At 68.4% G+C, this 20,430-nt stretch carries 19 protein-coding genes; 12 read left to right on the top strand and 7 right to left on the bottom strand.

What is annotated here, in order from left to right:
• Both AC07NB_RS13345 and AC07NB_RS13350 read left to right on the top strand, forming a co-directional pair.
• The coding region (locus AC07NB_RS13345; protein ID WP_494571904.1) for a hypothetical protein at nt 1-450 on the top strand (450 nt) is incomplete at its 5' end.
• Between the two features lie 126 nt (nt 451-576).
• On the top strand, nt 577-1,335 hold the full coding sequence (locus AC07NB_RS13350; RefSeq protein ID WP_492313593.1) for a DUF6065 family protein: 759 nt from the start codon (nt 577-579) through the stop codon (nt 1,333-1,335).
• On the opposite strand, the gene AC07NB_RS13355 is transcribed toward AC07NB_RS13350, so the two are convergent.
• Complete coding sequence (locus tag AC07NB_RS13355) at nt 1,336-1,863, bottom strand: EF-hand domain-containing protein (protein WP_494571905.1); 528 nt, start codon at nt 1,861-1,863, stop codon at nt 1,336-1,338.
• Nucleotides 1,864-2,032: 169 nt separating this feature from the next.
• Here AC07NB_RS13355 and AC07NB_RS13360 point away from each other — a divergent pair, with 169 nt between their 5' ends.
• The 5 genes from AC07NB_RS13360 (at nt 2,033) to AC07NB_RS13380 (ending at nt 8,363) form a co-directional block, all read left to right on the top strand.
• Nucleotides 2,033-2,995 (top strand): ArsR/SmtB family transcription factor, encoded by a 963-nt coding sequence (locus tag AC07NB_RS13360; RefSeq protein ID WP_494571906.1) that lies wholly within the window; start codon nt 2,033-2,035, stop codon nt 2,993-2,995.
• The gene (metF, locus tag AC07NB_RS13365) at nt 2,992-3,942 is read left to right on the top strand and encodes a methylenetetrahydrofolate reductase [NAD(P)H] (RefSeq protein ID WP_492312886.1); all 951 of its coding nucleotides are present in this window, start codon (nt 2,992-2,994) and stop codon (nt 3,940-3,942) included. Before AC07NB_RS13360 ends, metF begins: the two co-directional genes overlap by 4 nt.
• A gap of 112 nt (nt 3,943-4,054) precedes the next feature.
• On the top strand, nt 4,055-5,134 hold the full coding sequence (locus tag AC07NB_RS13370) for a homocysteine S-methyltransferase family protein (protein ID WP_494571907.1): 1,080 nt from the start codon (nt 4,055-4,057) through the stop codon (nt 5,132-5,134).
• A complete protein-coding gene (gene metH / locus AC07NB_RS13375) occupies nt 5,134-7,800 on the top strand; it encodes a methionine synthase (RefSeq protein WP_494571908.1) in 2,667 nt (888 codons plus the stop codon). The genes AC07NB_RS13370 and metH overlap by 1 nt, the downstream gene beginning before the upstream one ends.
• Nucleotides 7,797-8,363, top strand: coding sequence for a hypothetical protein (locus tag AC07NB_RS13380; RefSeq protein WP_494571909.1), 567 nt, complete (start codon nt 7,797-7,799; stop codon nt 8,361-8,363). Before metH ends, AC07NB_RS13380 begins: the two co-directional genes overlap by 4 nt.
• A 4-nt stretch (nt 8,364-8,367) precedes the next feature.
• Here AC07NB_RS13380 and AC07NB_RS13385 read toward each other — a convergent pair whose 3' ends face one another.
• Together AC07NB_RS13385 and AC07NB_RS13390 are read right to left on the bottom strand one after the other, a co-directional pair.
• Entirely contained in the window at nt 8,368-8,946 is a 579-nt protein-coding gene (locus tag AC07NB_RS13385; protein WP_494571910.1) for a hypothetical protein, read from the bottom strand.
• A gap of 152 nt (nt 8,947-9,098) precedes the next feature.
• Complete coding sequence (locus AC07NB_RS13390; RefSeq protein WP_494571911.1) at nt 9,099-11,972, bottom strand: TonB-dependent receptor plug domain-containing protein; 2,874 nt, start codon at nt 11,970-11,972, stop codon at nt 9,099-9,101.
• Between the two features lie 420 nt (nt 11,973-12,392).
• Between AC07NB_RS13390 and AC07NB_RS13395 the strand changes: the two genes are divergently transcribed.
• The 3 genes from AC07NB_RS13395 (at nt 12,393) to AC07NB_RS13405 (ending at nt 14,319) form a co-directional block, all read left to right on the top strand.
• The gene (locus AC07NB_RS13395; RefSeq protein WP_494571912.1) at nt 12,393-12,788 is read left to right on the top strand and encodes a hypothetical protein; all 396 of its coding nucleotides are present in this window, start codon (nt 12,393-12,395) and stop codon (nt 12,786-12,788) included.
• 2 nt (nt 12,789-12,790) lie between these two features.
• The gene (locus AC07NB_RS13400) at nt 12,791-13,204 is read left to right on the top strand and encodes a protein tyrosine phosphatase family protein (RefSeq protein ID WP_291834875.1); all 414 of its coding nucleotides are present in this window, start codon (nt 12,791-12,793) and stop codon (nt 13,202-13,204) included.
• Between the two features lie 209 nt (nt 13,205-13,413).
• Nucleotides 13,414-14,319, top strand: coding sequence for an MBL fold metallo-hydrolase (locus AC07NB_RS13405; protein WP_494571913.1), 906 nt, complete (start codon nt 13,414-13,416; stop codon nt 14,317-14,319).
• Here the strand turns inward: AC07NB_RS13405 and AC07NB_RS13410 are convergent.
• The 4 genes from AC07NB_RS13410 to AC07NB_RS13425 form a co-directional block, all read right to left on the bottom strand.
• Nucleotides 14,227-15,372 (bottom strand): M48 family metallopeptidase, encoded by a 1,146-nt coding sequence (locus AC07NB_RS13410; protein ID WP_494571914.1) that lies wholly within the window; start codon nt 15,370-15,372, stop codon nt 14,227-14,229. The two genes, AC07NB_RS13405 and AC07NB_RS13410, sit on opposite strands and share 93 nt — an antisense overlap.
• Before the next feature lie 2 nt (nt 15,373-15,374).
• Entirely contained in the window at nt 15,375-16,493 is a 1,119-nt protein-coding gene (locus AC07NB_RS13415; RefSeq protein ID WP_291834867.1) for a YjgN family protein, read from the bottom strand.
• A 114-nt stretch (nt 16,494-16,607) separates the two neighbouring features.
• On the bottom strand, nt 16,608-17,297 hold the full coding sequence (locus AC07NB_RS13420) for a DUF1499 domain-containing protein (RefSeq protein WP_291834865.1): 690 nt from the start codon (nt 17,295-17,297) through the stop codon (nt 16,608-16,610).
• A gap of 4 nt (nt 17,298-17,301) precedes the next feature.
• A complete protein-coding gene (locus tag AC07NB_RS13425; RefSeq protein WP_291834864.1) occupies nt 17,302-18,936 on the bottom strand; it encodes a long-chain-fatty-acid--CoA ligase in 1,635 nt (544 codons plus the stop codon).
• 147 nt (nt 18,937-19,083) lie between these two features.
• Between AC07NB_RS13425 and udk the strand changes: the two genes are divergently transcribed.
• Nucleotides 19,084-19,731, top strand: coding sequence for a uridine kinase (gene udk, locus AC07NB_RS13430; RefSeq protein ID WP_494571915.1), 648 nt, complete (start codon nt 19,084-19,086; stop codon nt 19,729-19,731).
• Nucleotides 19,732-19,805: 74 nt separating this feature from the next.
• On the top strand, nt 19,806-20,429 hold the full coding sequence (locus AC07NB_RS13435; RefSeq protein ID WP_494571916.1) for a TetR/AcrR family transcriptional regulator: 624 nt from the start codon (nt 19,806-19,808) through the stop codon (nt 20,427-20,429).
• The last annotated feature ends 1 nt before the right edge of the window (nt 20,430 follow it).

Here is a 20,430-nt window from a genome sequence, read left to right on the forward strand (position 1 = left end):
GGCTGGCGGATCATCGACAACACCGCCGGCCGCGACGGCTCGATCCTGGCCACCAGCATCGAGGTCCTCGAGTTCGGCGACCGCTCCACCCGCGACCTGACCCCGCCCGCCGCCCCCGCCGACTTCGGCGACAAGGCCGGCGGCGCCGCTCTGACCCAGCCCGTCGCGCCGGTGGCGGATACCGCCAAGGCGATGGACGCCGGACCGCAAGTTCTGCCCCGCGACGACGACTTCATCCTCGTGGACGGCCCCGAGGTCCTGCCACCCGCCTCCTTCGACAAGGCGGACGGCGCCTTCCCCCTGGTCCAGCCGGACGACGGGCGCTCGGGGGCCTGGCTTCTGGACGTCCTGATGGAGGATCATGCGCCGGCGCTGCACGAGCCGGACGGGCACTGGATCGCCATCGACAACCCGACGGACACGCCCTTCCCCCGCGATTGGCTCTTCTGACGACGCGCGGGGCGTTCACGGGGCTGGCGGGCCGCCGGATTCTGCGATCAGATGGCCCCTTCGCCATCTGATGTGAGACCCGGCTTGAGCCAGCCTCTGATTGAACCCGCGGCGCCCGCCGCGCCCCTGCGTCTGGAGTGTTTCCCGACCAAGCCGAACCCGCCCCAGCTCGTACCGGGACGGCCGGAGCGCGACTGGATGGACAGCTTCGCCGCCCGCCATCCCTATCGCTGCCTGCCGCTGACCATGGCCAACACGACAGGCTGGGAGCTGCTGTGCCCGTTCGGTTTCGAGGCGGAGTGGAACGGCGGGCTGGACGCGGACTCGATCCGGTTTCGCCCGCTGGTCGAGGGATCGCCGCTGGATCACCTGGTGGTGTCCCACTTCACCCACGGGGTCATCACCTTCCATACGGGCTGGCTGTTCCGCACGCCGCCAGGCTGGGCGCTGCGGGCGTCCGGCAGTCCGAACCGGTTCAAGCACGGCCTGGCGCCGCTGGAGGGCCTGGTCGAGACTGACTGGCTCCCCTACCCCTTCACGATGAACTGGCGCTTCACCGCGCCCGGCCGGGTGCGGTTCGAGAAGGACGAGCCCTTCTGCTTCATCCAGCCGATCCAGCATCACCTCGTGGAGGCCTTTGAGCCGGTGGGCGCGCCCCTGTCGACCGACGGCGACCTGTCGCGCCAGTACGAGATGTGGAAGGAAGTCCGCGCCGACTTCAACAACCGCATGGCAGACGGCGACCCGGCGGCCATGAAGCAGGCGTGGCAGCGCTACTATTTCCGGGGCGAGTTCCCGGATGCGGCCGAGGCCCGCCCCGACGGGCACGTCAACAAGCGCCGTCTGGGCGCCTTGCCCGACTCCGGGACCGGCGAGCCGGGCTGATCAGCCGCCCGACGCGTCGGGCATCGGCATGGGCATCGGATTGGCCGGCGCCGGCATCGGGATGTTGAGCGGACGCTGCGGCGCGGGAGCCTGCGGGCGTTCCTCCTCGGACAACTGACCGTCGCCGTTCGCATCCATCCGGTCGAAAGCGCGCAGCGCCCCGGCCCCGAACTCCTCGCGGGTGACGCGGGCGTCGCGGTTGGCGTCGGATTGCGACACCAGGGCGCGCAGGCGGCCGCCGCCCATCGAGGCGACCGGCTCCTGGCTCAGGATCGTCAGCTCATTGCCGGTGACGGCGCCGTCGGCGTTGGCGTCCAGGCGCCCGAACACCCGGTCGGCCCACGGCTCCATCTCGGCGCGGGAATGCGGCAGGGCGCCCATGCCGCCGCCGGGACTGCCCTGGGGCCCTGCCCGCGGCGGCGCGGCCTGCGGCTCTTCAGCAGGCGGCGGCGGGTTCTGGGCGAAGGCTGCAGAGGCCGACAGGAGAAGAACGGCGGAAACCGCCGGCAGAATCTGACGAAGACGCATCGAAAGCTTCCGTACACGGGTGATCGACCGCGCCAGAGTGTGCCTGTCCCGTGCGTCTGGCCAGCGCATTTTTGTTGCAGGCTTGAAACACCGGCGCCCGGAACTGGCGGATGCTCGGCGCCCAGCTTTCCGCTTGCCAAATCATATAAGGATGTCCTTATATAAAGACATGTCGTTGAGCGCCGATCAGACCGTTGAAACCCTGCGCGCCGCGGGCGAACCGACCCGGCTGCGCGTCCTGTCCCTGCTGGCCGGGGAAGAGCTGTCGGTGATGGAACTGTCGCGCATCCTGGAGCAGAGCCAGCCGCGCGTGTCCCGGCACCTGAAGCTGATGGCCGACGCCGGCCTGATCGAGCGCTTCCCCGACGGCGCGCGGGTCTTCTACCGCCTGTCCTCCGATCCGCTGGCGCGCCGCCTGATCGACACCGTGCTGGACCTGCTGGACGAGACCGCCGGGGCCGACGACGACAGCCGGCTGGAAGAGGTTCGCCGCGACCGCGAAGCCGCCGCCAGCGCCTATTTCGAACGCGTCGCCCCCCAGTGGGATCGGATCCGCTCACTCTACGTCTGCGAAAGCGCCGTCGAGGCGGCCATCCTGCAAGCCGCCGGCGAGGGCCCGTTCGACCGGGTCGTGGACCTGGGCACCGGCTCGGGGCGCATGCTGACCCTGCTGGGCAAGAACGCCCGCATGTCGGTCGGCTTGGACCTCAGCCACAACATGCTCAACATCGCCCGCGCCAACGTCGCCAAGGCCGGGCTGGACAAGGTCGAGCTGCGCCACGGCGACATCTTCGCCACCCGGCTGCCCGAGCACAGCGCCGATCTGGTGCTGGTGCATCAGGTCCTGCACTACCTCGCCGATCCCGCCGCCGCCGTGGCCGAGGCGGCGCGGCTGGTCGCGCCGGGCGGCCGCCTGCTCATCGTCGACTTCGCCCCCCACCGGCTGGAGCATCTGCGCGAAGAGCACCAGCACCGACGGCTGGGCTTCGCGGATGAGGAGATGCACCGCTGGCTGACCGGCGCGGGCCTGCGCGCCAGCGCCCCGGTCGCCCTGCCCCCCGACACCGACGGCCTGACCGTCTCCATCTGGACCGGCGAACGCCCGGCCCTGGCCCAGGCGAACGCGGCATGACCAGCCCCGTCAGCCTGGCCGAGGCCCGCGCCCTGCTGCTCTCGCCGCTGGGACCCGTCGCCCGCGCCGGCCAGGACGCCTCGCGCCCCCGCGTCTCGTTCGAATTCTTCCCGCCCAAGAGCGATCAGGCGGAGGAAAGCCTGTGGAAGGCGATCCAGCGGCTGGCACCGCTGAACCCGGCCTTCGTCTCGGTCACCTACGGCGCCGGCGGCTCGACCCGCGAGCGGACGCACCGCACGGTCGAGCGGATCCTGACCGAGACCGATCTGCGGCCCGCCGCCCACCTGACCTGCGTCGACGCCGGCCGCGACGAGGTCGATGCGGTGATCGAGGGCTACAAGGCCGCCGGCGTACGCCACATCGTGGCCCTGCGCGGCGATCCGCCCGGCGGATCCGGCATTGGCGGCGTCTATCAGCCGCGCGCCGACGGCTACGCCAACGCCACCGAGCTGACCCGCGCCATCAGCCGCATCGGCGGCTTCGACATCACCGTCGGCGCCTATCCGGAACGCCATCCGGAAAGCCCGTCCATCGAGCACGACATCGAGGTGCTGAAGGCCAAGGTCGACGCCGGCGCCACCCGCGCGGTCAGCCAGTTCTTCTTCGACATGGACGCCTTCCTGCGCTTCCGCGACCGCGTCCGCGCGGCGGGCGTGACCATTCCCCTGATCCCCGGCATCATGCCGGTGTCCAATTTCGCCGGCCTGCAGCGCATGTGCGGCTCCTGCGGGACCTCGATCCCCGACTGGCTGGCGGCCCATTTCGACGGGCTGGACGACGATCCCGAGACCCGCAAGCTGATCGCGGCCTCCATCGCCGCCGAAACCTGCGCCCGACTGCAGGAAGAGGGCTTCCAGGACTTCCACTTCTACACCCTGAACCGCGCCGATCTGGTCTACGCCATCTGCCGGGTGCTGGGCGTGCGCGAACAGAGAGCCGACGCGTGACCGACCTGTTTTCCCTGTCCTGCACCGGCTGTCGCTGGATCACCGAGACCCTGGGCCGTCTGCTGCCGCTGAGCGCGATCCGCCCGCTGGCCGCCTACGGGAGTCGCCGGGCATGACCGCTCCCCTGACCCGCGCCGAACGCATCGCCGCCCTGCACGCCGCCGCGAAGGACCGCATCCTGGTGCTGGACGGCAGCTGGGGCGTGATGATCCAGCGCCGCGGGCTGGACGAGGCCGACTTCCTGGGCGAGCGCTTCGTCGGCCATCCAGGCCAGATGAAGGGCAATAACGACATCCTGTGCATCACCCGCCCGGACGTCATCACCGACCTGCACGACCAATATTACGCCGCCGGCGCCGACATCAGCGAGACCAACACCTTCTCCGCCACGGTCATCGCCCAGGAGGACTATCACCTCGACGCCGAGGCGGTGTGGGACATCAACCTGGAAGGGGCCAGGCTGGCCCGCGCCTCGGCCGACCGCTGGACCGAGAAGGAGCCGCACAAGCCGCGCTTCGTCGCCGGCGCCATCGGCCCGCTGAACAAGATGCTGTCGATGTCGTCGGACGTGAACGATCCCGGCGCGCGGCTGGTGACCTTCGACCAAGTCTATGAGGCCTATCGCCATCAGGTGAAGGCGCTACACCAGGGAGGGGTCGATCTCTATCTGATCGAGACCATCACCGACACGCTGAACTGCAAGGCCTGCATCAAGGCGATCAAGGACCTGGAGGACGAGGGTCTGGAGCCCCTGCCCATCTGGATCTCGGGCACCATCACCGACCGTTCGGGCCGCACCCTGTCAGGCCAGACGGCCGAGGGCTTCTGGAACAGCGTGCGCCACGCCAAGCCCTTCGCCATCGGCTTTAACTGCGCCCTGGGCGGCGAACTGATGCGGCCCTTCATCGCCGAACTGAGCCGCGTCGCCGACACCCTGGTCGCCGCCTACCCCAACGCCGGCCTGCCCAACGCCATGGGCCAGTACGACGAGCAGCCGCACGAAACCGCCCACTTCATCGAGGAATGGGCGCGGTCCGGGCTGGTCAACATCGTCGGCGGCTGCTGCGGCACCACGCCGGAGCATATCCAGCACGTCGCGCAGGAGGTGGCTGGCCTGCCGACGCGGGTGATCCCCGAGCGACCGGTGGCGATGCGGCTGTCGGGACTGGAACCGTTCGAATTGGCCTCCTGATGCGTCCCGTCTTCATCAACGTCGGCGAGCGAACCAACGTCACGGGCTCGGCCAAATTCCGCAAGCTGGTGGTCGAGGGCGACTATGGTGCGGCGTTGGACGTCGCGCGTCAGCAGGTCGAGGCCGGCGCCGCCATCATCGATATCAACATGGACGAGGGCCTTCTGGACGGCGCCGTGGCCATGCGGACCTTCCTCAACCTGATCGCCGCCGAGCCCGACATCGCCCGCGTGCCGGTGATGATCGACAGCTCCAAATGGGAGGTCATCGAGGCGGGGCTGAAGTGCGTCCAGGGCAAGCCGATCGTGAATTCGATCTCGATGAAGGCGGGCGAGGCCGAGTTCCGGGAACAGGCGGTGAAATGCCTGCGCTACGGCGCCGCCGTGGTGGTCATGGCCTTCGATGAGGTCGGCCAGGCCGACACCGCCGCGCGCAAGATCGAGATCTGCACCCGGGCCTACCGTATTCTGGTGGACGAGGTCGGCTTCCCGCCCGAGGACATCATCTTCGACCCCAACATCTTCGCCGTGGCGACCGGGATCGAGGAGCACGACAACTACGCTGTCGACTTCATCGAGGCGACGAAGGTCATCAAGGCCACCCTGCCCTATGCGCGGGTGTCCGGCGGGGTGTCGAACGTCTCGTTCAGCTTCCGCGGCAATGAGCCGGTGCGCCGGGCGATCCACTCGGTCTTCCTCTACCACGCCATCGCGGCGGGCATGGACATGGGCATCGTCAACGCCGGCGACCTGCCGGTCTACGACGATATCGACGCCGCCCTGCGCGAGGCGGTCGAGGACGTGATCCTGAACCGGCCGCAGCGGACCAATGTGTCCAACACCGAGCGGCTGGTGGACATGGCGCCCAACTACAAGGGCGAGAAGGGCGCGGCGCGCGTCGTCGACCTGAAATGGCGCGAGCAGCCCGTCGGCCAACGCATCGCCCACGCCCTGGTCCACGGCATCACCGAGTTCATCGAGGCCGACACCGAAGAGGCGCGGCTGGGCGTCGAACGCCCCCTGCACGTCATCGAAGGCCCGCTGATGGACGGGATGAACGTGGTCGGCGACCTGTTCGGCGCGGGCAAGATGTTCCTGCCGCAGGTGGTGAAGTCGGCCCGGGTGATGAAGCAGGCCGTGGCCTGGCTGGAACCCTTCATGGAGGCCGAAAAGACCGGCAAGCCCCGCCAGCAGGCGGGCCGCATCCTGATGGCGACGGTCAAGGGCGACGTCCACGACATCGGCAAGAACATCGTCGGCGTCGTCCTGCAGTGCAACAACTACGAGGTCATCGACCTGGGCGTCATGGTCCCGGCCGACCGCATCCTCGACGAGGCGGTGGCCAACAACTGTGACATCGTCGGCCTGTCGGGCCTGATCACGCCGAGCCTCGACGAGATGGTCTTCGTCGCCTCGGAAATGGAGCGGCGCGGCCTGTCGATCCCGCTGCTGATCGGCGGCGCGACGACCAGCCGGACTCATACGGCGGTGAAGATCGAGCCGGCCTATCATCGCGGCTCGACCACCTATGTCATCGACGCTTCGCGCGCCGTCGGCGTGGTCGCGGGTCTGCTCTCGCCGACCGATAAGGCGAAGAACGAGGCCGCCACCCGTGACGAATACATCCGTATCCGGGAACAGTTCGCCCGCGGCCAGGAGGTCAAGGCGCGCGCCGCCCTGCCCACCGCCCGCGCCAACCGTTTCCGGCCCCAGCCGACGACGCCCCTGCCCTCGCGCCCGTCCTTCCTCGGCGTGCGCGCCTTCGACAGCTGGGACCTGCAGGACCTGGCCGACCACATCGACTGGACACCCTTCTTCGCCAGCTGGGAGCTGATCGGCCGCTACCCGCTGATCCTGGAGGACGAGATCGTCGGCGAGGCGGCCAAGGACCTGTTCATGGACGCCCAGGCGATGCTGAAGCGCATCGTCCAGGAGAAGTGGTTCACCGCCAGGGGCGTGGTCGGCTTCTGGCCCGCCAATGCGCGCGGCGACGACATCGTGGTCTGGACCGACGACAGCCGCACCGTCGAGGCCGCCCGCTTCCACGGCTTGCGCCAGCAGATCGCCAAGACCAACGGCAAGCCGAACCTGTGCCTGTCCGACTTCGTGGCCGAGGACGGCGAGGACTTCCTCGGCGCCTTCGCGGTCACGGCGGGCCATGGCGAGCTGGAGAAGGCCGCGGAGTTCAAGGCCAGGGGCGACGACTATTCGGCCATCATGGCCACGGCCCTGGCCGACCGCCTGGCCGAGGCCTTCGCCGAACGGCTGCACAAGGAAGTGCGCACACAGCTGTGGGGTTACGTTCCGGACGAGCAGACCAGCGTCGATGACCTGATCGCCGAAACCTACCAGGGCATCCGCCCCGCCCCCGGCTATCCGGCCCAGCCTGATCACACCGAAAAGGCGACGCTGTTCAGCCTGTTGCAGGCGGAAACCAACGCGGGAATGCAGCTGACCGAGAGCTTCGCCATGACGCCGCCCGCTTCGGTGTCCGGTCTCTATTTCGGCCATGCCGAGAGCCACTACTTCGGCGTCGGCAAGATCGACCGCGACCAGATCGAGGACTACGCCCGCCGCAAGGGCTGGGACGTGGCGACCGCCGAACGCTGGCTCTCGCCGATCCTCAACTATGATCCCAACGCCATGGCGCGGACCGCGGCGGCGTGATGCGCTGGCTGGCGGCGCCGCTGGTGATCGCCGCCGTCGTCGGCCTGGTGGTCGGACTCTTCTTCGGCGCGGCGTTGCTGGCCGACCGGCTGGTTCCACCCCGCGCCCGGCAGACGGTTCGCAGCACCGGCTTGCAGGTGAGTTCCGGCCTGTTCGCCCTCGCGGCAGGCCTGATCTTCGGCGGACTGGGGTTCCTGGCCCGCGCCCATGAGCGGCCCGGCCAGCTCTGGCCCTGGCTCGGTCTTGTGGCCGCCTTGGTCGCGACGGGCCTCTACCTCTTCGCGGCCGGCGCGCGCGAGCGGATCCGCTGGAACCGCAAGGGGATCGAACAGACCCGGCTGCTGCTCCCGCCCCGCGCCTTCGCATGGACCGAGATCACCGGGCTTGAGCCGCGCGGCATGCGTCTGGGCCTGCGCGTCGGCGGTCGGCGCGTGGTCCTCTGCGACCTGGGCGCCGAGGGGATCGACGGCCTGCTGAAGGCGGCGGAACGGGAAGGCGTGCCCGGCGTCGCCCAAGTCCGCCTTCACCTGCCCCGGGATCGCGGGAACCGATCCCCGCGCTGATCCCCTACTCCAGCCCGACGTCGCGCGGCGTGGCCGGCGGGGTGGTGATATTCTCCCGGATGCGGCGGGCGGCGTGTTCACAGCGGCCCGGCAGGCCGAAGAACAGGCCGAAGGCCTGGCTGCGCGCCGCCTCGTTCTGGTCCATCAGCGGCGTCCATTTGGCCGCGGCCTCGGCGGCGGCGGCGCGGGCCGCGGCGCGCGTGGCGGCCGTCTGGCGCGGCTCGGCGGCCTGCAGCGCCGAACGGAAGTCGGACGCTTCCAGCTTGCCCAGACGGATGATGTCCTGATCCAGCGGATCGCGGTCGCTCAGGGTTTCGCCCAGGGCCACGTGCCCGTTCACCAGGGCCTCGCACCAGGCCACCAGTGGATAGTCCGACTGCGGCGCCCCGCGCGGCAGGTCGTTGCCGTAAGCCACGGCCTCCCGGAACCGCAGGGAATCGATCGTCTCGCCCGCCGCCGGCGCGGCGGTGACGATGGGCCCGTCATTGGCCTCGACGGGACGCGGGGCCGTAACCACAGGGCCATCCTGAGGCGCGGGCGGGGTCTGGATCAGGAACAGGGCGGCGAAAACGCTGGCGATCATGGAGTCAGGCATCTGGATGGCGACCGCGTGGGCCGGGATGTTACGGCAACGCCTGAAGCGCCCCGATGGTTTTTCTACGGCAAGCGCCGCGCAAAGAAAAAGGCGGCGGAGCCGAAGCCCCGCCGCCCAATCTTACGCACGTTCCGTAGGGTCTAGTACTTCAGACGAGCGCCGAAGAAGAAGTACCGGCCGTTCACGTCATACGTGTTCGGATCGGTGTTGCCGTCGTTCGCGTTGTCGAAGACGGGCGGATCTTCATCCAGCAGGTTCCGGACGCCGGCGAACATTTCGATGTTGTCCGTGGCCTGCCAGGTGCCGCTGATGTCGTGGTACCAGTAGGCGTCGATGCCCGAGTAACCACCATCGGCGAAGTCAGGGATGTTGCCCTGGTTGTCCAGAGCGTCGATGTACGTCCCCGAATAGGCCAGGCGGACCGGGCCGATGTCGTAGCCCAGAGCGATGTTGGCCTTGTACTCGGGCAGGGTGGCGCTGATGTTGTAGGCGCCGGCCGTTCCCTTGTACTCGATGCCGTCCAGCTCGTAGCTGTTCAGCCAGGTCAGGTTGAAGGCGATGTCGAGCTTGTCGCCCCAGACGCCGCCAGCCCACGGCACATTCCAGCCGTAACGCGTCGAGAAGTCGATGCCGCTGGTTTCCAGCGACGACACGTTGCCCAGGGGCGCGCGCGCCTTCAGGTTGCCGGCCGCGTCACGATAGATGAGCGGCAGGCCGATGCCCGCGTTGTTGCACTCGGCGATACCGGAGACCGGCGCCGGAGCGGAAGCCGAAGCCGCCGCACCCGCCGCGAAGCAGGCGCCGACGATGCCGGACACGCCACCGCTGATCGTGCCGATGTAGTCCTCGACCTTGATCTGGTAGTAGTCCAGCGACATCGACAGACCTTCAGCGAAGGTCGGTTGCCAAACGGCGCCGATCGTCACGGTGTCCGACTTCTCTTCCGACAGACCAGGGTTGCCGTAGAAGAACGACTCCGTCTGGGTGTTCAGAGCGACGAAGCTGCCGGCGACCGGATCGAAGCCCAGTTGAGCCGTGCAGAAGTTCCGAACGCCCGTGCTGAGCGTACGCGCGGCGCCCGTGCTCGGGTTGACGGTGGTGCAGGGGTCCAGAACGGCCGGGAAGCCCTGGTCGTTGGCCTGGAACAGTTCGAACACGTTCGGAGCCCGGCTGGCGCGCTGATAGAGGGCGCGCAGGCGCAGGCTGTCGACCGGCTCCCACGAACCGCCGAACTTGTAGGACCAAACGCCGCCGACGGTGCTGTAGTCCGAGTAGCGGGCGCCCAGTTCCAGTTCCAGCGACTGGGCGAAGGGAGCGTCACGAAGCAGCGGAATGGCGGCTTCGAAATAGACTTCCTTCGAGGACGAACTGCCTTGGACGGCCCGTTCGGCGTTGAAGCCGTAGATGTCGCCGGCGTTCTTGGCGTCATCCGGGGTGAAGCCCAGGCTGTCTTCGCGGTACTCGACACCGGCGGCGAAGCCCAGGGGGCCGGCCGGCAGTTCAAGCAGCGTTCCGGTCAGGTTGACCTGCACGTTGTTCCGCTCGAACACGCTGCGGTCCGTGAAGTTCAGGCGCACGAAGTTCGCGGCTTGCGGCGTGATCGTACCGGCGCCGAACAGGTTGATCGGCACGCAGGTCGGGAACAGCAGTTGGACAGCGGGGGCGCAGGTGGTCGCCGTGCCGCCGCCGGCCAGGGCGGCGTTCAGGCGCGAGCGCGAGACGTCGTTCTGGATGGAGGTGGTCAGCTCGGTGCGGCCGTAGCTGTACATGGCTTCCAGCTGCCAGTTGTCGCTCAGATCGGCCCGGATACCGGTGTTGATCTGATAGACGTCGGTGTTGTTCAGCTGGACGCGGGCGCCGACTTCGGCCATCCGGCGGTCGAAGTTCAGCGGCAGGGCCGGGTTCGGACGCGAGTTGGCGTAGGCCAGCAGCGCAGGGTTGTTCTGCACGAAGAAGTTGCTGACCGGGATGTTGATGCCGGTCGCCGGCGTCGGGGCCAGCTGCGAGTTGTTGCGGGTGTCGGTGTAGAAGACTTCCGCGAACGCCTCGACGTTATCGACGACGTCGTAGTGGCCCATCAGCGCGATGTTGAAGCGCTCCGACGGCGACTGCAGCAGGTTGACCGGAGCGAAGTCGTAACGGTCGCTGGTCGTCGGGTTGACGGCGGGGTCGCTGTTGTTGAACGGCCCAGGCACGCCCGGCGTGCGGAACGAACGACGGCAGGGATTGGCCGTCGGACAGCCGGCGGCCGTGTAGGGGTTGGTGCCTAGGTTGTTCAGGCCGCCGTAGATGCCGGTGCCGGAACCCGTGGCGTTGCTGCGTTGCGCCCAGGGACGATCTTCGTTCGGCAGGAAGCCGTCACGGTCGGCATAGCCGACGAAGCCGGTCACGTTGCCGCGGCCGTCAGCGACGTTGGCGCCGAAGGTCATCGAGGCGTCGAACTGCTCGCCGTCGCCGTAGCCCGAGATGCCGTACTGGGTGTTGAAGGCGAAGCCTTCGAAGTTCCGCTTGAAGATGAAGTTCACGACGCCGGCCAGGGCGTCGGAGCCGTAGGTGGCCGAGGCGCCGCCGGTGACCACTTCCACGCGTTCGATCAGAGCAGCGGGAATGCTGTTCAGGTCGACCGCGTTGCTCTTGTCATAGGGGACGAAGCGGTGGCCGTTGACCAGCACCAGCGTCCGGCTCGAGCCGAGGCCGCGCAGGTCGACCGTGGCCGAACCGTTGGACGGGTTGTTGGAGTTGGCGGACAGGCCGGGCACGACCTGCGGCAGCTGGTTCAGGATCTGCTCGACGTTGACGTCGCCGCGAGCCTGGATCTGCTCGGCGCTGACGGTCGAGATGGGGCTGTTGGCTACATAGTCCTGACGAACGATGCGCGAGCCGGTGACCACGACGTCATCGATGGTGCTCGGGCCCGGATCCTGCGCCATGGCCGGCGCAGCAAAGGCGAAGGCCGACGCCCCAGCGATGATCGTCGTCGCCAGAAGGCGGCGGCGGTTGTGTTGGAATTTCAAGTTAGTCTCCCCTTGAGACGCCACCACCTGCTTGGTGAAGGTGTCGTGGCTGCGTAAATATTGACCCTGCGGCACGCGAATGCCGCCCCAATCCTGCCGAGTTAGGCACCGACTCGCCTGACGCGCTAGAAAATTACACCACTGTAATGCCGACGTCAGCGGGGTGTCGCATTCTCGACACGATCTGACACAGCGACAATGGCTGGTCTGTTAAAGCAACTATGGCTGGTCCAAATGCACGCGGCCTGCGACAAGAACGACGCCACATCGTCCACTATGGAGGGATCTATGGTCGTCAGAGTCTCGAGCGCCGCGCTGGTCGTCCTAAGCTTCGCAATAGCGAGCCCTGCGAATGCTCAAGAGGCGGCGCCCGCCGGGTCGCCGGCGATCGCCAACCTGGCCGGCTGCCGGGCGATTACCGTGGCCAGCGAACGACTCAGCTGTTTTGACCGGACCGCGCTGGAGCTGGAAACCGCCCTGCGCAGCGGGGAGATTCTGGTGGTGGACCGCACCCAGGCGACGGCGGCGCGACGTCAGGCCTTCGGTACGACCGAAGCCCCCGCCGACATCCTGCAGCCTCCAAGGCAGGAGGACCGTATCGATTCGATCGAGACCACCCTGACCCGCGCCACCCAGTCCGGCGACGGACGCTGGACCTTCGTACTGGCCGACGGCGCGATCTGGCGTCAGGTCGACACGGACCGCGTCCGCTTCGACAACCGCGCCGGCGAGCCGGTCCGGGTCCGGCGCGGGGCCATGGGCAGCTATCTGCTGGTCGTCGGTCACAGCGGCGTCGTCCGCGTCCGGAGACAGTGATCATGGCCGACCCCAAGCCCCTGTCGCCTCGCGTCAGCGCAGCGTCACAGTTGCACACGGAAGACGTCGCCGCGCTGGCGGCGCAGGGCTTCGCCTCGATCATCAACAACCGTCCGGATGACGAGGAAGCCGGCCAGCCCTCATCGGCCGAGATCGAAGCGGCCGCCCTCGCGGCGGGGCTCAGCTATCTCCACGCGCCGATGCGCGGCATGCCGGATGAGCAAACCGCCGCGGCCGTGGCCGACCGTCTGAAATCTGATTCGGACCGCGGCGTGCGCACCCTGATGTTCTGCCGCTCCGGCATGCGCTCCACTGTCGCCTGGGCTATCGCCCAACGCCAGGAGGGCGCTGATCCCGACGATCTGCGCGACGCCGCCGCGGCCGCCGGATACGATCTCAGCCGCCTGCCGCTTTAGCGGACGACGGCGATGCGCGACGCATAGGGCGCCGGTTCAGGCGTGCACGAGGCGACCGCCAACTGCGCCGCCATGAGACACAGGAAGGCCCCGGCGATGGGCAGAAGCCGATTTGAGACAGCCAAAGCTATGGAAAGGGCCATATCGGGGACTCCGCGGAAGGTTTACGAAATCCTAACGCAAGCCCTGGGCCACGCCGGGAGAGCCGCTTGATCCCCTTCGTCCGGGAGTTTTCCTTCGAGTACGGCCGCAGCGACCGGGTCTCGCCGTTGATCCGAAGGGTCGTGGCGAACAACCCCGGGCCGTTCACCTTCACCGGCACAGGGACCTACATCGTCGGGCGGGACCAACCCGGCGCAGGCGTGGCGGTGATCGACCCGGGTCCGCTGGACGACGCCCACCTCAAGGCCCTGCTTGCTGCGGTCGAGGGCCAGACGGTCAGCCATGTGCTCGTCACCCACACCCACCGGGACCACGCCCCCCTCGCCCGCCCGTTCGCCGAGGCCGTCGGCGGCGCTCCGGTGCTGGCCGCCCGCCCGCCGCTGCGCACGATTCACGCCTCGTCGGCCCTGGACGAGGACGACGACGAGACCTTCGTCCCTGATGTAATCCTGACACGCGGCGAGCGGATCACGGGCGACGGCTGGACGCTGGAGGCCCTGGCCACGCCGGGGCACGCCTCCAACCACATGGCCTTCGTCCTGACAGAGGAGAACGCCCTGTTCAGCGGCGATCACGTCATGGGCTGGTCAACCACCGTGGTCGCCCCGCCCGACGGGGATATGACCGACTATATGGCCAGCCTGGACGCCGTGATCGCCCGGAATTTCGACATCCTGTGGCCGACGCACGGCGCGCCGGTGATGGAGCCCGCTCCCTTCCTGGCCGCCTATCGCGCCCACCGGCTGGAGCGCGAGGCGCAGGTCCTGGTGCGGCTGCGGGCGGGCGACCGGACTATCGCGGAGATGGTGCCGATCCTCTACGCCGCCGTGGACAGCCGGCTCTGGCCGGCGGCCTCCCTGTCAGTGTGGGCGCACCTCAATGCGCTGGTCCGCGACGGGCGCGTCGTCGCCCAGCCTCAGCCGTCGCTTCAGGCGGTCTACCGGATTCTCTGACTCCTCGACCGCGCAGGTCGCCTTCACCAGCCGCCACTCCTCGGGGCTGAGGGCGCTCCGACCCGGCCGGGCGGCGGCGCGCGCGGCGCGGGCGCGCCGTATGGAATCGGGATGGGTGGCCATGAACTCGGCGGCCTGATCCAGTTCGCTGGACCCGCCCTTGCCCGCCAGCCGCTCGAAGAAGGGCGCCATGCCCTCCGACGACAGGCCGTCGGCGTGAAGCAGGGCCTGCCCGCGGGCGTCGGCCTCGGCCTCGGCCGAACGGCTGTAGCTCAGCTCCGAGGCCTGCCCGGCCAGGATGACGGCCTGCTGGCCCGCGCCCGAGCCGCCGCCGACCACCAGGTCCAGCAGCATGCCGATGCCGAAATTGCGCCAGACGGCCTGCATCACGTGGCGCTTTTCCACGTGCGAGACTTCGTGAGCGATGACGGCCGAGAGCTCGTCCGGCGTTTCCGCCTGGCGGATCAGATCATCGGTGATCAGGATCCGCCCGCCCGGCATGGCCAGGGCGTTGACCATCGGGGCGTCCACCGCACGCACCCGGATATCGAACGGCGTGTCCGCTTCGGCGGCGATGCGATCGCCCAGCTGCGCCAGCACCCGCTGGCCGGCCGCCTCCTTGCAGGTCGGAAAGAGCTGGGACAGCTGGCCGTTGATGCTGTCGCCCATGCGCTCTTCCATGGAGATCGGCGTCGCGCGAGCGACGGGGCCGGACAGGGCGGGCACGCCCACGGTGACGAACAGGACCACGCCCGCCGCCGCCGCGGTCAGTCCACCGACCAGCCACCACTCCCTTTGGCGGCGCGACCGGACCTTCTCGGTCAGGCGGTCCCCGGCCAGCGGCGCCCATTCGCCGACCGGCAGAACCAGGCGCGCGTCCGGATCCCGTCGGTTCGAGACCCGGGCCTGATCGGCCTCGACCTCGACCGACAGGTCCGGCAGGCGCCAGATGAAGGCTTCGTCGCCGACCTGGATGTGCAGGACGTCGCCGTCCATCCTGACGTCCGCCGGATGGGATCTCGCCGTCTTCCCGTCGTAGAAGCGCGCGCTCAAGGTCAGATGGCCGAGAAGCCGAAGGCGTCGGCCAGACCTTCGCCACTGCCCGGACCGCGACCGGTCTGCTGCACCAGATCAAGCCGCGCCGTGCCTTCCGAGGTCAGTCGCGAGACCAGGAAGCGCGCCGTCCGCGCCTGCACCCACGGCATCAGGAACCCGAGGGTGATCAGCAGCATGAACAGGTTGGTGACCGTCAGCCACCACAGGGGCAGCGCCTTGACGTTCAGCCGGAACGTCGCGCCGTCCACGGACACCCCCGCCGCGACCGAGCGCATCATGGCGGCGTGATAGGGCGACCAGAGCAACAGGGCGAACGGCGCCAGGAGCAGCATCGCGGCATAGGTCATCAGAACAAAGGCGACGCCGGTTTCCGGCGGAGCGCCGCTGCCGGTCTGTTCGAACATGCCGGACGTCATCGCGACCGCCATGAAGACGAAGATCAGCACGAAATAGCCGACCAGGCTTCCGACCCAGCCGATGGCGAAGGGACCGTAGACGCCCTCGTTCTGGGCGCGTCCCATGCGGAAGCGCAGGCGGCGGTCGCCGAAGCGGACCTCGTCCCAGATCTTTTCGGCGAGCGCGCGTTCGGCCGTGGGCCAGAACCAGCCCATGGTGATGCCGCTCAGGAAGCCGGCGAAGATGAAATAGAGACCGTAGTTGGCGGCCGAGCCCTTCAGCTGGAAGCGCACCCCGCGCCAGGTCGTCCGGCTCGCCATGTAGCGGAACGCCGTATAGGTCCCGAAGCCCCAGAGCCAACCGAAGAAGACGTACATCGGAATGTAGGCGGCGAAGACCACCCATTGGCCGAGGAACTGCACCGCGAAGACGATCGCGAGGAACGGCAGGCCCAGCACGACCAGCGCCAGGATGAAGCCGATGAACAGCTCGACGCCGCGACCGGTGTACTCGAACGCCTCATCGTTCAGCCGGACGCCCTTCCAGACCCGCTGACGGACCTCGGTCTTCCCCCAGAAGCGGTAGAGGGTCAGGGTGATCAGGTTCAGCAGACCGTTCTTCAGGCTCAGGCCCAGGAACCGGCCGGGCTCAAGCGTCGTGGTGAAGGTCAGGGTCTCGGGCGTCCCTTCTTCGGGCGCGCCTTCGGCGATGATGTCGGTCAAGTCGTTGTCCCCCAAACTCTTCCCGCATCCGGCGTACCGAGCGACAGTCGCGGTGGCAACCGGGTCCGGGCGAGCTCGGCCGCGAACGTGGCGCCCTCGCCACGGCGGAAACGATCAGTCGATGCCGCGCAGGGCCGCGCTGATCTCGGTCACCAGCCGGCAGGCTTCGCCGCCGCGCGGACGGCCGTCGCGGGCGGCGACGCGGATGTCTGTGCGGCCGGGGCGGATGCGGATCACGGCGTCGAAGCCGGCCCCGAACCAGGTCGTGCGGCGGCTGCCGTCGGCCCGGGCGACACCGACCCGACCGAGGTTGAAACCGACCTCCTGCAGGGCCCAGGCGGCGTTCTGCGGGGCGACCTGGCTCATGACCGGAACCGCGCCGGGACAGGCCTCGACGCCCACCGCGGGACCAAGACCCGCGGGCCGGTCCGCGCGCCGGTCGCCGAACCCGGGGATGTCGGTCAGGTTGGTGCTGACGTTCTCGACCGGCCCGGCGGCCAGCCGCCCCTTCTGCCAGACGAAGACGCCCAGCGCGCCCACGCCCATGATCAGCCCCGCCAGCGCGACAAGGCCCAGGGCGCGGAGGTTCCGCAGCGCCAGGATCACAGCCAGCACGCCCGCGGCGGCGCCGACGAACGAGAGGATCCACGCCAGCTTCAGGGTCAGCAGGTCATAGCCGATCCCCATCGGCAGCAAGCCGACGCGTACGCCAATGGCGGCCAGCAAAACCAGCAGCGGCGTCGCGGCCGCGAGGCCCGTCAGGGCGTTGACCGCCCCCCTGCCCTTGATCGCGGCCCGCGCCATGACCTCAGCCTCCAGTGGTCGGGAGACGATAGTCCTTCAGCCGCTCGCGCACGACCTTCTTGTCGATCTTGCCGGTGGCGCCCAGCGGGATGTCGTCCACAAAGACCACGTCGTCCGGCATCCACCATTTGGCGATCTTGCCCTGCAGGAAGTCGAGGTGTTCCTGCTTGTCCTCGGACTCGCCGGGCCGCAGCTTGATCACCAGCACCGGACGCTCGTCCCACTTGGGGTGAGCCGCGCCGATGACGGCGGCCAGCTCGACCTTGGGATGCCCCATGGCGATGTTCTCGATCTCGATCGAGCTGATCCATTCGCCGCCGGACTTGATCACGTCCTTGGCGCGGTCGGTGATCTGCATGAAGCCCTGCTCGTCGATGGTCGAGACGTCGCCGGTGTCGAAATAGCCCTCGTTGTCGAGGATCTCGCCGCCCTCGCCCTTGAAGTAAGCGCCGGCGATGGTCGGCCCCTTGATCATCAGCCGGCCGTAGGTGTGCCCGTCGTGGGGCATTTCCTGACCGGCGTAGTTCTTCAGCTTCAGTTCGACGCCCAGCGGCGGCTGGCCCTGTTTGACCCGCCACTTCATCTGCTCGTCGTACGGCAGGGCGGCCAGTTCGGGCGTCATGTTGGACAGGGTGCCGATGGGCGAGGTCTCGGTCATGCCCCAGCCCTGCAGCACCTCGATGTTGAACTCGTCGTGGAAGGCGCGGATCAGGCTTTCCGGCACGGCCGAGCCCCCGATCAGCACCTTCTTGACCGTTGGGATCTTCAGATTGTTCTCGCGCAGGTGGGTCAGCAGCCCCTGCCACACCGTCGGCACGGCGGCCGAGAAGGTCACGCCCTCGCTCTCGATCAGCTCATAGATGGCCGCGCCGTCCATGCGCGCACCCGGCATGACCAGCTTGGTGCCGCCCGCCGGACCGGCGAAGGCGATGCCCCAGGCGTTGGCGTGGAACATCGGCACCACCGGCAGGATGACCTCGCTCGGCGACGCCCCCAGCACGGTCGATTGCATGCCCAGCAGCGTGTGGATGAAGTTCGAGCGATGCGAGTACAGCACGCCCTTCGGATTGCCGGTGGTGCCCGAGGTGTAGCAAAGGCCGCAGGCGGTGTTTTCCTCGAAGTCGCCCCAGACGACGTTCTCGGACGCGCCCGACAGCAGGGCTTCGTAGCATTCCGCGCCCGGCAGCTTCGTCGCCGGCATGGTCATCTCGTCGGTCAGCACCACCACCCGCTCCACGCTCGGGCAGTGCGGCAGCACGGCCTCCAGCAGGGGGATGAAGGTCAGATCGACGAAGATGATCTTATCCTCGGCGTGGTTGATGATATAGGCGAGCTGTTCGGGGAACAGGCGCGGGTTCAGGGTGTGGCACACCGCCCCCATGCCCATGATGCCGTACCAGACCTCCATGTGGCGGCCGGTGTTCCAGGCCAGGGTGGCGATGCGGTCGCCGACCTTCACGTCCCAGTCCTGCAGCACGCGGGTCACGCGGCGGGCGCGAGCATGGATCTCGGCATAGGTGGTGCGGACGATCGGACCCTCGACCGAGCGGGTCACGACCTCCCGATGACCGTGCCAATTGTTGGCGTGATCAATGATCTTGTCGACCGTCAGCGGCCAGTCCTGCATCAAACCAAGCATACGATCCCTCACACTCTGCATCCGCTATCCGGGACGCTTGAAGCCACGCTATCGGCGCGTCCGGGGATAAGCAACGTGACGCAGGGTCAACGACGGCGTCGAACCCCCGGGCTAGCCGCCGCCGTTTCCCCGCCCTAGAAGGCCGCCATGGCCATCCTTATCGCGATCACCGGCGGCTCCGGCTCGGGCAAGAGCACGCTGGCGGAAGCCCTGCTCGCCGCCCTGCCCGACGGCGCGGCGGTGCTGCTGCGCGAGGATTCCTACTACCGGGACGCCGCCGGCCTTCCGGACTTCGACCCGAACACCTTCGACTTCGACGACGTCGCCGCCCGCGACCACGCGCTGATGATCCGCGACCTGTCCGAGCTGAAGGCCGGACGCACGATCACCGCCCCGATCTATTCCTTCATCCACCACGGCCGCGAGCCGGGCGGCGAGCCGGTGCCGGCCGCCGAGGTCGTGATCGTGGAAGGCACCCATGTGCTGTGCACGCCGGGACTGGTCGACCTGTTCGACATCCGGGTGTTCGTCGACACCCCCGCAGACATCCGCTTCATCCGCCGCCTGCTGCGCGATCAGGCCGAGCGCGGACGGACAGCCGAGTCGGTCATCGCCCAGTATCTCGGCACCGTCCGTCCAGGCCATGAACGGCTGACCGAGCCATCGCGGCTCAACGCCGACTTCATCGTGGCCGACGCAACCGCCGCGGTTCGCCTTGAAGATCCACAAGTTGTGGTCCGCCTCGCCGCGCCGGTCCTGGCCCACCCCCTGCTGGCGCCGTTCGTCCGGACCTGACGGTCCCTGACAGGGGCCTTGCCGTCCGCCCGCGGAAGCGTCACTTTGTCGCTCACCAAGCGATGAATTCCAACATGCCACCTCCTTCCGGCGACACCCAGTTCCACGATCCCAAGCGGCAGGCCATCATCAGGTATGCGCGTGCGGCCTTCATATCCGTGGGCTACGCCGGGACCCGGATCGAGCCCATCGCGCGCGAGGCCGGGGTCTCCACCGCCACCCTCTACGCCCTGTTCGCCGGCAAGTCGGAGCTGTTCTCGGCGGTCATCGACGACGCTGCGGCCCAGTTCGCCTACCAGATGGCCGGCGTCCGCGCCTGCGACGGCGACGCCCGCACGCAGCTGACCAGTTTCGCGGAAGCCTACGCCTGTTTCATGGGCGACGGCTTCGTGCGCTCCATCTTCCGCCTGGTCCTGGCCGAGCGTCCCCGCTTCCGGGCGACGGCGATGCGCTTCTTTGAAAAGGGCCGCACCGAATTCGGCGCCACCCTGATCGGCATCCTGAAGGACCATCAGGCTCGCGGCGGCCTGAAGGACATCGAGAAGGCCTCATGGGCGGCGGGCGAGCTGATGGGGATGATCGAACACCCGGTCTTCTTCGTGCCGCTGGTCACGGGCGACGAGGTCCGGGCAAGCCGAACCAACGCCCAGATCGTCGCCCACGTCATCGACACCTTCATGGCGCGCTACGGCGCCTGAC

The sequence above is a fragment of the Brevundimonas sp. GW821-FHT09G01 genome, from assembly GCF_059416065.1.

What these genes read in the sequence shown, in the direction of transcription:
- AC07NB_RS13360 (WP_494571906.1), top strand. Translation starts at nt 2,033, where the DNA reads ATGTCGTTGAGCGCCGATCAGACCGTTGAAACCCTGCGCGCCGCGGGC.
- AC07NB_RS13355 (WP_494571905.1), bottom strand. Translation starts at nt 1,863, where the DNA reads ATGCGTCTTCGTCAGATTCTGCCGGCGGTTTCCGCCGTTCTTCTCCTG.
- metF (WP_492312886.1), top strand. Translation starts at nt 2,992, where the DNA reads ATGACCAGCCCCGTCAGCCTGGCCGAGGCCCGCGCCCTGCTGCTCTCG.
- AC07NB_RS13420 (WP_291834865.1), bottom strand. Translation starts at nt 17,297, where the DNA reads ATGGCGCGGGCCGCGATCAAGGGCAGGGGGGCGGTCAACGCCCTGACG.
- AC07NB_RS13435 (WP_494571916.1), top strand. Translation starts at nt 19,806, where the DNA reads ATGCCACCTCCTTCCGGCGACACCCAGTTCCACGATCCCAAGCGGCAG.
- AC07NB_RS13425 (WP_291834864.1), bottom strand. Translation starts at nt 18,936, where the DNA reads ATGCTTGGTTTGATGCAGGACTGGCCGCTGACGGTCGACAAGATCATT.
- AC07NB_RS13400 (WP_291834875.1), top strand. Translation starts at nt 12,791, where the DNA reads ATGGCCGACCCCAAGCCCCTGTCGCCTCGCGTCAGCGCAGCGTCACAG.
- udk (WP_494571915.1), top strand. Translation starts at nt 19,084, where the DNA reads ATGGCCATCCTTATCGCGATCACCGGCGGCTCCGGCTCGGGCAAGAGC.
- AC07NB_RS13370 (WP_494571907.1), top strand. Translation starts at nt 4,055, where the DNA reads ATGACCGCTCCCCTGACCCGCGCCGAACGCATCGCCGCCCTGCACGCC.
- metH (WP_494571908.1), top strand. Translation starts at nt 5,134, where the DNA reads ATGCGTCCCGTCTTCATCAACGTCGGCGAGCGAACCAACGTCACGGGC.
- AC07NB_RS13385 (WP_494571910.1), bottom strand. Translation starts at nt 8,946, where the DNA reads ATGATCGCCAGCGTTTTCGCCGCCCTGTTCCTGATCCAGACCCCGCCC.